Raw genomic sequence first — 14,760 nt, 5'->3', positions numbered from 1 at the left:
GGCCGCTGACGGCCGGAATGATACACCCGTCAAGATATTTGTTAATACTAGTTAACGTTTTGCCGTAAAAATGCACGGTAAACACAAACGAAGCCCGGCCAGGCCGGGCTTCGTCGTACTACATGGAGCTAGAACGCATCCGGGCGTCAGTTCTGGACGTTCAGCTCGGTGCGGCGGTTCTTCTCGCTCTTGCATCCCGGGAACGTCTGGCCCATGTCCTCCAGCGGACGGCTCTCGCCGTAGCCGTTCGGACCGGTCAGACGCGCCGCGTCGATGCCGTTGCTGGTCAGGTGGTCGTACACCGCCCTGGCGCGACGCTCCGACAGCTTCTGGTTGTACTCGTCCGAACCGCACTGGTCGGTGTGACCGGCCACTTCGGCGCGCAGCTCCGGATAGCGCTTGAAGATCTCGATCGCCTCGTTGAGGATCGAAATCGCATCCGGGCGCAGCACGGCCTTGTCGAAGTCGAAGTTCACGCCCTTCAGGTCGATCGACACCGGCACCGGGCAACCGTCCGGACCGATCGTCTGGCCAGCCTGCGAATCCGGGCACTTGTCGTCGCAGTTGTTGACGCCGTCGCCGTCGTCGTCCAGGTCTGCGCAACTCGGCGCCGGAGCCGGCGGCGGAGCGGCAACGACCGGCGGACCCAGCGGGATCACGACGCCGACCGAGGCCAGCAGATCGCCGAACCAGCTCTCGTCGCGGTCCGCCTCCGGACCGGCATCGGGCGTGCCGTGGTCGTAGTCGGCACGGTAGGCCAACTCGGTGCGGATCGCCGCACGCTTGCCTGCGAGGGCGCTCTGGATACCGACGCCGACCTTGGCGGCGACGTTGCCCTCCGAGCGCTCACCCGGCGAGTCCGTGCTCGGGAAGTTGTCGAACTCCTCTTCCGACTGCTGGTAACCCAGGCCCATCAGGATGTACGGCGCCCAGTTACGGCCTTCGGCATTGAAGAAGCGACGGGCATCGAACGAGATGCCGTACTGGCTCCAGTTGAGATCCTGGTTGTCGTCGTTGTTCGGGTTCTGATAATTCAGCTCACCGTCCAGCGACCAGTTGTCGTTGAGGAACTTGCCGACACCCAGCGAACCGAACGGCGCATTGCGCGTGCCGCGATCGTTGTCCTGGATGTTCATGCCGGCCGCGCCGGTGAGATACCAGCGGTCGTCGGCGACCTGAGCATTGGCGACCTGGGCCAGACTCAGACCACCCAACAGGGCGGCGCAGAGGAGTTTCTTATTCATATATCAAGCTCCTTGATCAGAAAACCGGTAACGGCGTCTGCGATGTCCTTCGGACGGCCGCCCTATGACGCCATCGGGCGCAGGTTAAGTTTGCCAATGTGAAAGCGGTGTTAACGTCCGTCTAACATTCGAGGAAGTTCCCGTAAGCGGTTTTACGGCTTCGAAATGATTCAGACGCGCAGCATTGCCATGAGGCGCGTGATGGAAATGACTTCGAGTTCCTCCGGCCGCGCCGCCAAAGCCAGCAGTTCATCGGCCTGCCCGGCAGGCAGTTTCATCCGCACGGCCCGCTCGAACTTCTCCATCAGCAGCCCGATACCCTGCGCGCGGCGCCGTCGGTGGCCCACGGGATAATCGATCGAAACCTTTTGCGTGGCGGTGCCGTCGGCAAAGAACACCTGAACCGAATTACCGATGAACCGTTTGTCGGGATCGAAGTAATCGCGGGTGAAATCGGGGTTCTCGCGGACCTGCGTGCGGTCCCGCAGCGCGTCGATGCGCGGATCGGCGGCCACCGCGTCGCCGTAATCGTCCGCGGTAAGGCGGCCGAACAGCAGCGGCACTGCAACCATGTACTGGATGCAATGGTCGCGGTCGGCGTAGTTCGACAGCGGACCGGTCTTGTCGATGATGCGCATGCCGGCCTGCTGGGTTTCGATGACGATCCGGTCGATCGCGTCCACACCCTGCGCACGCACGCGCGGCGCGACCTCGTCGTGCAGCGCCATCGCGCATTCCACTGCGGTCTGCGCATGGAATTCGGCCGGATAGCTGATCTTGAAGAGGATGTTCTCCATCACGTAGGTGCCGAAGGGGCGTTCGAACGCGAACGCTTCGCCGCGGAAGGCGACGTCGTAGAAGCCCCACGTCGGCACGCTCAACGCACTGGGATAACCCACCACGCCCTTCATCGCGTTGAGCGCGTGCACGACGGCGCGGCGGCAGGCATCGCCGGCGGCCCAGCTCTTGCGCGGTCCGGTGTTGGGCGCGTGGCGGTAGGTGCGCAGCGCGCCGTTGTCGATCCAGCTGTGCGAGATGGCGTTGACGATCTCGTCCTTGTCGCCGCCGAACATGCGCGTGGCCACCGCGGTGGATGCCAGCCGCACCAGGATCACGTGGTCCAGCCCGACGCGATTGAATGCATTGCGCAGGGCGTAACAACCCTGGATTTCGTGCGCGCGGATCGCATGGCCCAGCACGTCCCTCACGGTCATTGCCGCATCACCCCGGGCTTCGGCCAGGCGGCCCAGGTAGTCGGCCACGGCCAGGATGGCGCCGAGGTTGTCCGACGGATGGCCCCATTCGGCGGCGAGCCAGGTGTCGTTGAAGTCCAGCCAACGGATCTGCACGCCAATGTTGTAGGCGGCCTGCGCAGGGTCGAGCTCGTGCGCGGTGAACGGCACGCGCGCGCCACCCGGCAGCACCGCGCCGGGCACCAGCGGCCCCAGATGCTTCACGCATTCGGTGTGGTCCATCGCCAACGCAGCGCAGGCCAGCGAGTCCAGCAGTACGTAGCGCGCGGTGTCGAACGCTTCGGTCGAGTCGATGGTGCGATCGACCAGGTAGTCGGCGATATCCACCATCGGCGCGTCGGGATGGGGGCGTGCGGCCGAGCGGGGTTCGAAGTGGCTCATGGGCGGGCCCTCCAGGAAGCCGAACCCGCGTTGTGCCAGAGCACGCTTTGCGTCGCCGTGAAATTGGGCCGACGAACGGAACGCACCGGCGCGGGCGTCGCGCTTGGAAAACCCCGTCGACGGGATCACCCTTTCCAGATGGACGCACCGATCCGCCTGCCCACCCTCTTCCTCTCCCACGGCTCACCGATGCTGGCCGTGCAGGACTCCCCCGCCGGCCGTTTCCTCGACGGCCTGGGCCGCGAGCTGCCGTGGCCGAAGGCCATCGTCGTGGCCTCGGCGCATTTCATGACCGATCGCCCGATGCTCGGCGGCCACGTGCAACCGCACACCGTGCACGACTTCGGCGGCTTCCCGCAGGAGCTGTACACGTTGCACTACCCCGCGCCCGGCGCGCCCGACTTGGCCGAAGCGATCGCACAGCGGTTGGCTGATGCGGGCCTGCCTGCGCGCGTGCGCGAGAACCACGGCCTGGATCACGGCGTGTGGGTGCCGTTGCGCCGCATGTATCCGGAGGCCGACATCCCGGTCGTGCCGCTGTCGGTGATGCCGCACGGCACGGCGGCGCAGCATTACGCACTGGGGCGGGCGCTGGCGCCGTTACGCGATGAGGGCGTGCTGGTGATCGGCTCGGGCGGTTTCGTGCACAACCTGGGCGACCTGGACTGGAAGCACCCGGATGCACCGCTGGCGCCGTGGGCACGCGAATTCGGCGACTGGATGCATGCGCAGCTGGACGCCAACGACCATGACGCGCTGCTCGACTGGCAGCAGCGCGCGCCGCACGCGCATCACGCGCACCCCACGGTGGAACACCTGATGCCGCTGTTCGTGGCACTGGGCGCCGCGGGCGATTCGGCGGAGGCGCGCACGCTGCATCGCTCGCACGAGTTCGGATCGCTGGCGCTGGACGCGTTCGCGTTTGACTGACGGCTGCGCGTTGTAGCCCGGCCAGCGAAGCGCACCCGGGAAGTCGCACGGCAACACGGCAGCCATCCATGGCGCGGCGCTCGGGCCTGCGGACACCCCTGCCCGGCCATCCATGGCCGGTCGGCGTGCAGGCGCGCGAGGCAGTGCCTCGCTAACGCGCCTGCTCGCCCCACGGCGGGACCGCGAACTTCTCCGCCAGGAAATCCGCGAACGCACGCACGCGCGGCGGCACCAGCCGACGTTGCGGCATCACGGCGTAGATGCCGCTGTCGGCGATGGGATAGTCCGGCAGTACCTGCACCAGCCGTCCTTCGCGCAGGTCGTTGCAGACGTGCCAGCTGGAATGCACGGCGATGCCCAGCCCCGCGACGGCTGCGTCGCGAACGAGTTCGCCGTAGTTGGTCTCCACGCGACCGCGCACGCGCACCGCGATCTCGCCGCCGGCACCGTCGCCGAAGCGCCACACGTCCTGTCGCCCGTGGCTGCCGACCAGCAGCACGCATTCGTGCTCGGCCAGTTCCTGCGGTGTGCGCGGCATACCGTGGCGGCGCACGTACTCGGGCGAGGCGCACAGCAGGCGATGGTTCACGGCCAGCTTGCGTGCGACCAGCGAGGAGTCGTCCAGCGCGCCGATGCGGATGGCCATGTCGAAACCGGCGCTGACCAGGTCGACCATCTGGTCGGTGAGGTTGATGCTCAGCTTCACGCGCGGATGCAATGCGAGGAATTCCGGCAACAGCGGCGACAGGTACTGCCGCCCGAACGAGGCCGACGCGGTCACACGCAAGGTGCCGGCGATCTCCGTGCCGGCCTGGCGCAGGCCGCCGGTGAGCGCCTCCAGGTCCTCCACCAGCGGGCGGCCCTGCTCGGCCAGTGCGGCGCCCTCGGGCGTGGCGTGCAGGCGTCGCGTGGTCCGGTGCAGCAGGCGCACGCCGAGATCGCGCTCCAGGCGCTTCAGGCGCTGGCTGGCGACCGCCACCGACAGGTCCAGGCTGCGTGCGGCCGCGCTGATCGACCCCAGGTCCAGGACCCTCAGGAACAGGGCGATATCGCCGATCCGGTCCATGCCCGCCTCCAATTATCAACAATCGGTTGAAACTTATTAACCATCGTGGCGGTTTCTGAAGAAGATACAAGAGCCTAGCCTGCGCGCTTCCCGTAACGGAGGCCGCCGTGGCCGCTCCCCTTTCCGCTTCTCCCGCTCCGGCCACTGCCGCCGGCCGGATGCCCGTCGCGCTCTACGCGCTGACTGCGGGCTCCTTCGGCATCGGCTGCGCCGAGTTCGTGATCATGGGCCTGCTGATGCAGGTCGCCGCCGATCTGCACGTGTCCATCGCCGCCGCCGGCATGCTGGTGTCGGGCTATGCCCTGGGCGTGTTCGCCGGCGCGCCGGTGTTGACGCTGCTCACCCGCCGCATGCCGCGCAAGGCGGTGCTGATGGCGCTGATGGTGATCTACACCGTCGGCAACATCGCCTGTGCGCTGGCGCCCGACTACGCCACGTTGATGGTCGCGCGCGTGATCACCTCGCTCACGCACGGCACGTTCTTCGGCGTCGGCGCCGTTGTCGCAACCGGACTGGTGCCGGCCGAACGCAAGGCCTCGGCCATTTCGATCATGTTCTCGGGCCTGACGCTGGCGACCCTGCTCGGCATGCCCGCCGGTGCATGGCTTGGACTCCACCTGGGCTGGCGTTCGACGTTCTGGGCGATGAGCGTGGTGGGCATCGTATCGCTTGCGGTGATCGCGTTGCTGGTGCCGCGCAGCCGCGACGACAGCGCGCCGGTCGCGCTGCGCGACGAACTAGCCACCGTCGCACGCCCGCAGGTGCTGCTGGGCCTGCTGATGACGATGCTCGGCTTCGCCGGCGTGTTCGTCGTCATCACCTACGTGCAGCCGCTGCTGACGCAGCTCACCGGTTTCGCCGAGAGCGCGGTGTCGCCGATCCTGCTGGTGTTCGGCGGCGGAATGGTGGTGGGCAACCTGCTGGGTGGACGTCTGGCCGACCGCAAGGCGACGCCGGCGCTGCTGGGCACGCTGCTCGCACTGGCCGCGGTGCTGGCGGTGATGAGCTTCGGGCTGCGCAGCCCCGTTGCGATGGTGGCCTTCGTCGGCGTGCTCGGCATCGCCGCGTTCGCCACGGTGTCGCCCCTTCAGTTGCGCGTGCTGCGCCATGCCGAAGGCGCGGGTCAGAACCTGGCATCCAGCTTCAACATCGCCGCGTTCAACCTGGGCAATGCGATCGGCGCGTGGCTGGGCGGCATGGTGATCGATCGTGGCCCCGGGCTGGCGGCGATTACCTGGGTCGCTTCGGCCGTGACCGTCGCCGGCCTGCTGGTGGCGCTGTGGAGCGTGTGGCTGGAGCGCCGCACGTCGCAGCGCATCGCACTGCCCGCGCACTGCGCACCGGAAGGCGCCTGAGCCCGACGCGAAGTCCCGTGCTTCATACGAACCCTCGCAGGAGAGACACGTGTTCAAGATGAACCCGCTCCACCGCATTGCGCTGACCGCCCTGCTGTTCGCCGTGATCGCCGCGCCGCTGCACGCGGCGGCGCCGACGACCACGTGGGTCCCCACGTGGACCGCCAGCCCGCAGGCGCGCTGGGACGGCGACTTCGCGTTGCCGACCAACCTGCCCTTCCACTTCTGGGACCAGACCGTGCGCCAGACCGCGCGCGTGAGCGTCGGCGGCCCACGCATCCGCGTGCTGCTGTCGAACCAGTACGGCACGCAGCCGTTGCGGATCGGCGCGGCGCATGTGGCGCTTGCGGGCAAGGCAGCCGACATCGTCGCCGGTAGCGATCACGCACTCACGTTCGCTGGCAACGCGTCCGTGACGGTTCCGCCCGGCGCATCGATGCTGAGCGATGCGATCGACCTGCCCGTTCCAGCACTGGGCGAGGTGTCGATCAGTCTGTACTTCCCACAGCCCACGGCGCCCGCGACGTTCCACTGGGACGCGCGGCAGACCGCGTACGTCGGCCCCGGCAACCAGACCGCAAACGTGCGCATGAAGCACGACGCCACGCTGACCACGCGCGTGTTCGTCAGCGCCGTGCAGGTGGAAGCGCCGGCGTCCACGCGCACGGTCGTCGCCATCGGCGATTCGATCACCGACGGCAACATGGCCACGATGGACGCCAACACGCGCTGGCCCGACGCGCTCGCGCAGCGTCTGGCATCGCGCAACGTGGCCGTGCTCAACGCCGGCATCTCCGGTGCGCGCGTGCTGCGCGACCGCATGGGCGAGAACGCACCGGCGCGCTTCGACCGCGACGTCCTGTCGCAACCCGGCATCGCCGCCGTGATCGTGCTGATGGGCATCAACGACATCGGCTGGCACGGCACGCCGCTGGGCCCCGAGGAAGGCATCGCCAGCGCGGACGCGCTGATCGCCGCCTATCGCCAGTTGATCCAGCGCGCGCATGCACGCGGCGTGCGCATCGTCGGTGCCACGCTGACACCCTTCGAAGGCGCGCTGCAGGACACACCCATGCGCGGTTATTTCAACGCCGACAAGGAACGCGTGCGCCAGGCCGTGAACGCCTGGATCCGCGACGGCGGCGAGTTCGATGCGGTCGTCGACTTCGACGCGATCACGCGCGATCCCGCAAGACCCCCACGCTTCCTGCCCGACTACGATTCGGGCGACCACCTGCATCCCGGCGACGCCGGATACCGCGCGATGGCGCAGGCCATCGACCTCGACGCGCTGCTCGGCGACGCCGCGGCTTCTTCTTCCTCCCCTTAAGGAAAACGCACCATGGAATACCGTTACCTGGGCCACTCCGGCTTTCGCGTCCCCGCACTGAGCTTCGGAACCGGCACGTTCGGCGGCAAGGGCGAACTGTTCGGATCGTGGGGCAACACCGACGTCGCGCAGGCCTCGCGCCTGATCGACGTGTGCCTCGACGCCGGCCTCAACCTGTTCGACAGTGCCGACGTGTACTCCGGCGGCATGGCCGAAAGCATCCTCGGCGCGGCCATCAAGGGCCGTCGCGACAAGGTGCTGATCTCGACCAAGGCCACGTTCCGTTTCGACGAGAACGACCCCAACGCCGTGGGATCGTCCCGCTTCCACCTGCTGCGCACGGTGGACGAACAGCTCAAGCGCCTGGGCACCGATTACATCGACCTGTTCCAGTTGCACGGCTTCGATGCGAAGACGCCGGTGGAGGAAACGCTGTCCACGCTCGATGGCCTGGTGCGCGCGGGCAAGATCCGTTACCTGGGCGTGTCGAACTTCTCCGGTTGGCATCTGATGAAATCGCTGGCCGCCGCGGAGCGCCACGGCTGGACGCGCTACGTCGCCAACCAGGCGTACTACTCGCTGATCGGCCGCGACTACGAATGGGAGCAGATGCCGCTGGGCCTGGACCAGGGCGTGGGCGGCGTGATCTGGAGTCCGCTCGGCTGGGGCCGTCTTACCGGCAAGATCCGCCGCGGCCAGCCGCGTCCGGAAGTGAGTCGCCTGCCCGGCAGCTCCGACTACGGTCCGCCGGTGGACGAGGAACATCTGTACCGCGTGGTCGATGCGCTCGACGCCGTCGCCGCGGAAACCGGCAAGACCGTGCCGCAGATCGCGCTGAACTGGCTGCTGCAACGTCCGACCGTCTCGACGGTCGTGATCGGCGCACGCAACGAAGAACAGCTGAAGCAGAACCTCGGCGCGGTGGGCTGGAACCTCACGCCGGAACAGGTCGCGCGATTGGACGAAGCCAGCGCCGTGACGCCGGCGTATCCGTACTGGCACCAGGCGGGCTTCTCGGAACGGAATCCTTCGCCGGTGTGATGTTGAAGCCCCTCTCCTGCGGGAGAGGGGTTGGGGTGAGGGTCGGGACGTGCGATGCGATGCGGCTGTCCGGCACCGCACGGCACTCACGATCTTCGCCACTCCTGCTTCGCCACCCCTCATCCGCCCTCCGGGCACCTTCTCCCGATGGGAGAAGGAACATCGAGGTCCCCATGAAAGCCATCGCACTCACCCGTTATCTCCCCATCGACGATCCGCAATCGCTGGTCGATGTCGAACTGCCGGATCCGCCCGCGCCGCAAGGCTTCGATCTGCGCGTACGCGTCGAGGCCGTATCGGTGAATCCCGTCGACACGAAAGTGCGCTCGCCCAAGCCGCAGGTCGAAGCGCAACCGAAGGTGCTGGGCTACGACGCCGCGGGCGTGGTCGAAGCCATCGGCGACAAGGTCACCGGCTTCAAGCCCGGCGACCGTGTGTATTACGCCGGCGACATCACACGCACCGGCAGCAACGCGCAGCTGCAGCTCGTGGACGCGCGCATCGTCGGCCACGCACCGAAGACACTGGATGCCGCGCAGGCCGCCGCGCTTCCGCTGACCGCACTCACGGCGTGGGAGCTTCTGTTCCAGCGCATGCCCTACGACAGCGAGAACGGCGGCAAGGGCAAGACCTTGCTGATCATCGCCGGCGCCGGCGGCGTGGGTTCGTTCGCGATCCAGATCGCGCGGCGTGCCGGGTTCACCGTCATCGCCACCGCGTCGCGTGCGGACACCATCGCGTGGTGCAAGGAGATGGGCGCGCACCACGTCATCGACCATCGCCAGCCGCTGGGCCCACAGCTGGCGGCGCTGGGTTTCGAGCACGTCGATGCGGCGCTCAACCTGTACGACACCAACCGCTACTGGGAGCAACTGGGCGAACTGCTCGCGCCGCAGGGCCACGTCGGGCTGGTGGTGGAGCCGAAGGAACCGGTGCGCCTGGGCGATCCGTACAAGTTCAAGTGCATCGGCATCCACTGGGAAATGATGTTCGGCCGTCCGCGCTTCCAGACGCCGGACATGGACGAACAGGGCCGCATCCTCGACCGCGTCGCACAGCTGATCGACGACGGGCAACTGCGCGGCACGCAACGCGAAACGCTGTCACCCATCAACGCGGCGAACCTGCGCGAAGCGCACCGCCGACTGGAGTCGGGCACGACCATCGGAAAGCTGGTGCTGGCCGGCTGGTGAGGCGGCGCCGAGCCGGGGCCGGCGCCCGCGCCGGTCGTCGGGAAGGCGGCGGATGTCGATGCGGCCCGGTGGCGTTCGTCGTATCAGGAGGGACGGCCACCTGCCGCCCCACCGACAAGGAGTGACGCATGAAGAACTACCTCGCCGTGTTCCTGGGATCGGCCGCCTCCATGGACGCGTGGAAGGCGCTGGACGACGTGGAACGAAGCCGCCGCGAGACCGCCGGCATGGAGGCCTGGGGGCAGTGGGTCGAGCGGCACCGCGCGGCGATCGTCGACGGCGGCAGCCCGCTGGGCCGGACCAAGCGCATCAGCGCGCAGGGCATCGCCGACGTTCGCAACGAACTGGCCGCCTGGACCGTGGTCCGCGCCGAGTCGCAGGAGGCCGCGGCGCGCATGTTCGAAGGCCACCCGCATTTCGCGATCTTCCCCGGCGATGCCGTGGAGGTGATGGAGTGCCTGCCTATGCCGGGCAGCTGACGGCCGGCTCCGGCGCGGACGGAAAGGAGAAGGAAGCGCCGCACATGGCGCCTTCCGTCGGTCATCCGGTCGACATGGCGCGAGCGGCTTGAAGCGCGCGGGCTTTCACGGCATCGTGCCGGCTTCCATACGCCAGCGTATTTGCCATGACGGTCGCCAGCCCCCTGACCTTCGATTCCGCAACGGAGCGCCACCCGCTCTACCCGCACCTGTTCGCGCCGTTGGACCTGGGCTTCTGCACGCTGCGCAACCGCGTGCTGATGGGGTCCATGCACACCGGGCTGGAGGACAAGGCCGCCGACTTCCCCAAGCTGGCCGCCTATTTCGCCGAGCGCGCGGCCGGTGGCGTGGGACTGATCGTCACCGGCGGCTTCTCGCCCAACCTCGCCGGCTGGCTCAAGCCGTTCGGCGGCACGATGCGCTTCCCGTGGGAGGTGAGCCGGCATCGCCAGGTCACCGGCGCGGTGCATGCACATGGCGGGCGCATCTGCCTGCAGATCCTGCACGCGGGCCGCTACGGCTACAGCCCGTTGCAGGTGGCGCCCAGCAAGCTGAAGGCCCCGATCAATCCGTTCACGCCGCGCGCGTTGTCGGCCGGCGGCGTGGAACGCCAGATCCGCGCCTTCGTGCGCAGCGCGACGCTGGCGCGCGAGGCCGGCTACGACGGCGTCGAGGTGATGGGCTCGGAGGGATACCTGCTCAACCAGTTCACCGCGCCGCGCACCAACCACCGCAACGACGCCTGGGGCGGCGACGCCTGCAAGCGCATGCGCTTCGCGGTGGAGATCGTGCGTCGCATCCGCGAGGCCTGCGGGCCGGATTTCATCATCGTCTACCGCCTGTCGATGCTGGACCTGGTCGATGAAGGGCTGGCCTGGGATGAAGTCGTGCAGCAGGCCAAGGTCGTCGAGGCCGCCGGCGCGACGCTCATCAACACCGGCATCGGCTGGCACGAGGCGCGCGTACCAACCATCGCCACCTCCGTGCCGCGGGCGGCCTTCACCGGGATCACCGCGCGACTGAAGCCGCACGTGTCGGTGCCGCTGGTGACGACCAACCGCATCAACATGCCGGACGTGGCCGAGGGCATCCTCGCCCGTGGCGAGGCCGACATGGTCTCGATGGCCCGGCCGTTGCTGGCCGACCCGCAATGGGTGAACAAGGCACGCGAGCGCCGCGCGGACGACATCAATACGTGCATCGCCTGCAACCAGGCCTGCCTGGACCATGTGTTCGAGAACAAGACCGCCAGTTGCCTGGTCAATCCGCGCGCCTGTGCCGAGACCGAGCTGAACTACGCGCCGACCACGAACCCCAAGCGCATCGCCGTGGTGGGTGCCGGCCCGGCCGGTCTGGCGGCGGCGACCGTGGCGGCCGAACGCGGCCACCACGTGACGCTGTTCGAGGCCTCTGACGAGATCGGCGGGCAGTTCAACCTGGCCAAGCGCATCCCGGGCAAGGAGGAGTTCCACGAGACCCTGCGCTATTTCGGCCGGAAACTGGCGCAGACGGGCGTGGACGTCCGGCTGGGCACCCGGGCCGATGCCGATGCGCTGGCCGGCTTCGACGACGTGGTGCTGGCCAGCGGCATCCGCTCGCGCGAGGTGGACATGCCGGGCGCCGACCACGCCAAGGTCGTCAGCTATCTGGAAGTCCTCAGCGGCCGCGTGGTCCCGGGCCGCAAGGTCGCGATCATCGGTGCGGGCGGCATTGGCTTCGACGTGGCCGAGTTCCTGGTCGAGCACGGCCCCAGCGCCAGCCTCGACGCCGAGCGCTGGCGTCGGCAGTGGGGCGTGGACCTGGCCTACGAGGGCAACCGCGGTGGCCTGGCGCCGCCGGAAGCCGAGCCCGCCGCGCGCGAAGTCTGGCTGCTGCAGCGCAGCCCCGGCCGCCCGGGCGCCCGCCTGGGCAAGACGACGGGCTGGATCCACCGCGCCACGCTGAAGGCCAGGCACGTGCGGATGCTGGGCGGCGTGGAGTACGTGGGCGTGGACGACGAGGGCCTGCACGTTCGCGTGGACGGCAGCGAACAGACGCTGCCAGTGGATCATGTTGTGGTCTGCGCGGGCCAGGAACCCTATAGGCCGCTCGCCGACGCGTTGGCGCAGCGCGGCATCACGGCGCATGTAATTGGCGGTGCGGACGTCGCCGCCGAACTCGACGCGAGGCGTGCGATCGCCCAGGGCAGCCGCCTGGCGGCGGCGTTGTAGCCAAACTGCGCAGCCCTTGCGGGACGGGGGCTGCAGCGTGTTGTGACGGCATTCGCGCGACGTGCATCGAGTGATGCGCGGGCGCCCGGAAGAGGAATCCTGAACGGGCGTTTGGTTTTTAGCTGGCCTGTGGCCGAAAAACATCCAAGCAGAATCAAGACGTTACGACGGGACCCAGAATTTCCAGCCGCATGCGGCGGCGCACGGTCAAGCCCCCTTCGTTCACGTGACGTTTATCTTCGCGCCGCTACCTTGCGCCAACTTTTTCGGCCACCCCTTTTGGTGGCGACCCTCACCGCCCGCGCAGCCGTACCTTCCGCGCGGATTTGGTGAATGGGCAAAAGCGCGCCGCAGAGCCGCTGCCCTCCCCAGTACGCCATGCCGGTCCGTGTCGCGGTTCCCGTCTCCTTTCCAGAGAGGGCGCCACCCGCGGGCAGGCGCAACGGAGCAAGGAGTCCGATTAGATGAAACTGGCTTGGATCCTGTGGCTGGCCTCCGTGCTGCCACCGCAAACCGCCGATTCGCTGTGCCTGAGCACCACCGTCTACCTGGAAGCCCGCGACCAGTCGGTCCGGGGCCAGCAGGCGGTCGCCGAGGTCGCCCTGCGTCGCCGCGACAGCGGTCTGTGGGGCAATACGGTCTGTGACGTGGTCACGGCCCGCAAGCAGTTCGCCCCGACCCTGGTGTCGCCGGCCACGCGCCTGACCAACACCGAGGCCTGGGCCGAGTCCGTCACCATCGCCCTCGATGCCGAGCGCAACTGGGCGCTCCCGGCTGGCCAGCGCAAGGAGATCGTTCCCGGCGCCAGCCATTTCGCCGCCCATGCCATCGCCAGCCCGTCGTGGCGTACGGCGTACCAGGTGGCGACGATCGGCGATCACACCTTCTATAAGGTGCAGTCGCTGAAGCCGCGGCGGACGTAAGTCCGCCCGTGCCGCTTCGGCGGCCCGTTCCGCTCCTGCGGGGTGAAAAAACGGCAACGCCCCGCGCGGGATGAATCGTTGCGTCTCCGCCGTTGAGGGCGTCACGCCCGCTCGGCCATAGTGTCGGGATTCGCTTCTTTCACAGGGATCCCCGCATGAAGCTCTACAGCAAGCCCGGCGCGTGCTCAACCGCCGACCACATCGCCCTGCAGTGGACCGGCCAGCCGTTCTCGGTCGAGATCCTCGACAAGGACACGATGAAGGCGCCGGCCTACCTCGCGATCAATCCCACCGGCGCGGTGCCGGCGATCGTCGACGGCGACTTCGTGCTGACCCAGAACGCGGCGATCATGGGTTACATCGCCGACACCTACCCCGAGGCCGGACTGACCGGCGACGGCAGCGCGCGCCAGCGCGCCGAGGCGGCCCGCTGGCTGGCCTTCGTCAATTCGGACGTGCATCCGGCCTTCAAGCCGCTGTTCGGCCCGGGCAACTTCATCGCCGACGACAGCCAGTTCGACGCGGTGAAGGCCACCGCCCGCAAGCGCGTGCGCGCCCAGTTCGAAGTGGCCGACCGCCAGCTCGCCGGCAAGCAGTGGCTCGCCGGCTTCCGCAGCTTCGCCGACCCCTACCTCTACATCACGCTGCGATGGGCGCAGGGCGTGGGCATCGACCTGTCGGGCCTGGACCATCTGGCCGCGTTCAAGGCCCGCATGGACGCCGACCCCGGCGTGCAGACGGCGCTGAAGGCCGAAGGCCTGGCCTGAGGCACAGGCATCCCGCGGAGGCGCATGACGCCTCCGCGGCGATTCACCAGCCCCACACGCTCAGGCTTCGGCCAGCGCCCGGAAGCGGCGGTCCATTTCCGTCGCGAAACCCACGTCCTTGGCTTTCCCCAGCGCCGCGCTGAAGTCCGGCAGCAGCGCCATCAGGTCGCCCACGTCGCTGCAGCGTTCGACCTTGAGCTGCAGGAAGTACCCGCGCAGGCCCAGGTGGTCGCGCACCGTTTCCGACATCAGCGTGTACAGCGCGGAATAGCCGTTGCCAACGGCCACCGCCGACGGCGCGGGAGCGGGCGATGCCGCAGCGCGCACCGCGTCGGGAATCGTCGCGGCAGCCGCGGCGGCCAGGCTTCTGGGCGCGGCGATCAGGCCCAGTGCTTCGAGCTGGTCGAGCGCATCGTCCGGCCCCTTGAGTCCGGCGATCACACCGCGCAGCTGGCCGACATTACGCTGGCCATCCACCATCAGCAGGATCGATCGGAGCACATTGGGCAGCTTCAGCGCGCGGCTCTGGATCTCGTCGCGCCCGGCGTCGGTCTTGTTCGGCACTTCGTCGTCGCGCATGGCTCCCCC

13 protein-coding genes are annotated in these 14,760 nt (G+C 68.3%); 9 read left to right on the top strand and 4 right to left on the bottom strand.

Annotated features, from left to right (window positions below; translation table 11 throughout):
- Positions 1–146: 146 nt before the first annotated feature.
- Together QLQ15_RS09120 and QLQ15_RS09115 are read right to left on the bottom strand one after the other, a co-directional pair.
- Positions 147–1,244, bottom strand: a complete 1,098-nt coding sequence (locus QLQ15_RS09120; RefSeq protein WP_283212478.1) for an OmpA family protein — start codon at positions 1,242–1,244, stop codon at positions 147–149.
- Positions 1,245–1,414: 170 nt separating this feature from the next.
- Positions 1,415–2,878, bottom strand: a complete 1,464-nt coding sequence (locus tag QLQ15_RS09115; RefSeq protein WP_283212477.1) for a bifunctional 2-methylcitrate dehydratase/aconitate hydratase — start codon at positions 2,876–2,878, stop codon at positions 1,415–1,417.
- 138 nt (positions 2,879–3,016) lie between these two features.
- Here QLQ15_RS09115 and QLQ15_RS09110 point away from each other — a divergent pair, with 138 nt between their 5' ends.
- A complete protein-coding gene (locus QLQ15_RS09110) occupies positions 3,017–3,808 on the top strand; it encodes a DODA-type extradiol aromatic ring-opening family dioxygenase (protein WP_283212476.1) in 792 nt (263 codons plus the stop codon).
- A gap of 151 nt (positions 3,809–3,959) precedes the next feature.
- On the opposite strand, the gene QLQ15_RS09105 is transcribed toward QLQ15_RS09110, so the two are convergent.
- Positions 3,960–4,874 carry a LysR family transcriptional regulator gene (locus tag QLQ15_RS09105; protein ID WP_283212475.1) on the bottom strand — a complete coding sequence of 305 codons (915 nt, stop codon included), beginning with the start codon at positions 4,872–4,874 and terminating at the stop codon, positions 3,960–3,962.
- Positions 4,875–5,032: 158 nt separating this feature from the next.
- On the opposite strand from QLQ15_RS09105, the gene QLQ15_RS09100 reads away from it, so the two are divergent.
- The 8 genes from QLQ15_RS09100 (at position 5,033) to QLQ15_RS09065 (ending at position 14,172) form a co-directional block, all read left to right on the top strand.
- Positions 5,033–6,229, top strand: a complete 1,197-nt coding sequence (locus QLQ15_RS09100) for an MFS transporter (RefSeq protein ID WP_283213982.1) — start codon at positions 5,033–5,035, stop codon at positions 6,227–6,229.
- A gap of 58 nt (positions 6,230–6,287) precedes the next feature.
- A complete protein-coding gene (locus tag QLQ15_RS09095; protein WP_283213981.1) occupies positions 6,288–7,559 on the top strand; it encodes an SGNH/GDSL hydrolase family protein in 1,272 nt (423 codons plus the stop codon).
- Positions 7,560–7,571: 12 nt separating this feature from the next.
- The gene (locus QLQ15_RS09090) at positions 7,572–8,600 is read left to right on the top strand and encodes an aldo/keto reductase (protein WP_283212474.1); all 1,029 of its coding nucleotides are present in this window, start codon (positions 7,572–7,574) and stop codon (positions 8,598–8,600) included.
- 173 nt (positions 8,601–8,773) lie between these two features.
- Entirely contained in the window at positions 8,774–9,793 is a 1,020-nt protein-coding gene (locus tag QLQ15_RS09085) for a zinc-binding alcohol dehydrogenase family protein (RefSeq protein WP_283212473.1), read from the top strand.
- Between the two features lie 128 nt (positions 9,794–9,921).
- Positions 9,922–10,272 carry a hypothetical protein gene (locus tag QLQ15_RS09080; RefSeq protein WP_283212472.1) on the top strand — a complete coding sequence of 117 codons (351 nt, stop codon included), beginning with the start codon at positions 9,922–9,924 and terminating at the stop codon, positions 10,270–10,272.
- Positions 10,273–10,418: 146 nt separating this feature from the next.
- On the top strand, positions 10,419–12,482 hold the full coding sequence (locus QLQ15_RS09075; protein WP_283212471.1) for an NADPH-dependent 2,4-dienoyl-CoA reductase: 2,064 nt from the start codon (positions 10,419–10,421) through the stop codon (positions 12,480–12,482).
- Positions 12,483–12,946: 464 nt separating this feature from the next.
- Positions 12,947–13,405 carry a cell wall hydrolase gene (locus QLQ15_RS09070; RefSeq protein WP_283212470.1) on the top strand — a complete coding sequence of 153 codons (459 nt, stop codon included), beginning with the start codon at positions 12,947–12,949 and terminating at the stop codon, positions 13,403–13,405.
- A gap of 155 nt (positions 13,406–13,560) precedes the next feature.
- Positions 13,561–14,172, top strand: coding sequence for a glutathione S-transferase N-terminal domain-containing protein (locus QLQ15_RS09065; protein WP_283212469.1), 612 nt, complete (start codon positions 13,561–13,563; stop codon positions 14,170–14,172).
- 60 nt (positions 14,173–14,232) lie between these two features.
- Here QLQ15_RS09065 and QLQ15_RS09060 read toward each other — a convergent pair whose 3' ends face one another.
- Positions 14,233–14,751, bottom strand: a complete 519-nt coding sequence (locus tag QLQ15_RS09060) for a hypothetical protein (RefSeq protein ID WP_283212468.1) — start codon at positions 14,749–14,751, stop codon at positions 14,233–14,235.
- Positions 14,752–14,760: the final 9 nt, after the last annotated feature.

Origin of the sequence: Lysobacter stagni (assembly GCF_030053425.1) — a bacterium.
GTDB lineage: Bacteria > Pseudomonadota > Gammaproteobacteria > Xanthomonadales > Xanthomonadaceae > Lysobacter_J > Lysobacter_J stagni.
Note: the sequence above shows the minus strand (reverse complement) of the source record. Positions and strands in the feature narration are given on the sequence as shown.

Excerpts from the sequence above, each read along its gene's own strand:
- QLQ15_RS09120 (WP_283212478.1), bottom strand. The coding sequence starts at position 1,244 with ATGAATAAGAAACTCCTCTGCGCCGCCCTGTTGGGTGGTCTGAGTCTG.
- QLQ15_RS09115 (WP_283212477.1), bottom strand. The coding sequence starts at position 2,878 with ATGAGCCACTTCGAACCCCGCTCGGCCGCACGCCCCCATCCCGACGCG.
- QLQ15_RS09110 (WP_283212476.1), top strand. The coding sequence starts at position 3,017 with ATGGACGCACCGATCCGCCTGCCCACCCTCTTCCTCTCCCACGGCTCA.
- QLQ15_RS09105 (WP_283212475.1), bottom strand. The coding sequence starts at position 4,874 with ATGGACCGGATCGGCGATATCGCCCTGTTCCTGAGGGTCCTGGACCTG.
- QLQ15_RS09100 (WP_283213982.1), top strand. The coding sequence starts at position 5,033 with ATGCCCGTCGCGCTCTACGCGCTGACTGCGGGCTCCTTCGGCATCGGC.
- QLQ15_RS09095 (WP_283213981.1), top strand. The coding sequence starts at position 6,288 with ATGAACCCGCTCCACCGCATTGCGCTGACCGCCCTGCTGTTCGCCGTG.
- QLQ15_RS09090 (WP_283212474.1), top strand. The coding sequence starts at position 7,572 with ATGGAATACCGTTACCTGGGCCACTCCGGCTTTCGCGTCCCCGCACTG.
- QLQ15_RS09085 (WP_283212473.1), top strand. The coding sequence starts at position 8,774 with ATGAAAGCCATCGCACTCACCCGTTATCTCCCCATCGACGATCCGCAA.
- QLQ15_RS09080 (WP_283212472.1), top strand. The coding sequence starts at position 9,922 with ATGAAGAACTACCTCGCCGTGTTCCTGGGATCGGCCGCCTCCATGGAC.
- QLQ15_RS09075 (WP_283212471.1), top strand. The coding sequence starts at position 10,419 with ATGACGGTCGCCAGCCCCCTGACCTTCGATTCCGCAACGGAGCGCCAC.
- QLQ15_RS09070 (WP_283212470.1), top strand. The coding sequence starts at position 12,947 with ATGAAACTGGCTTGGATCCTGTGGCTGGCCTCCGTGCTGCCACCGCAA.
- QLQ15_RS09065 (WP_283212469.1), top strand. The coding sequence starts at position 13,561 with ATGAAGCTCTACAGCAAGCCCGGCGCGTGCTCAACCGCCGACCACATC.
- QLQ15_RS09060 (WP_283212468.1), bottom strand. The coding sequence starts at position 14,751 with ATGCGCGACGACGAAGTGCCGAACAAGACCGACGCCGGGCGCGACGAG.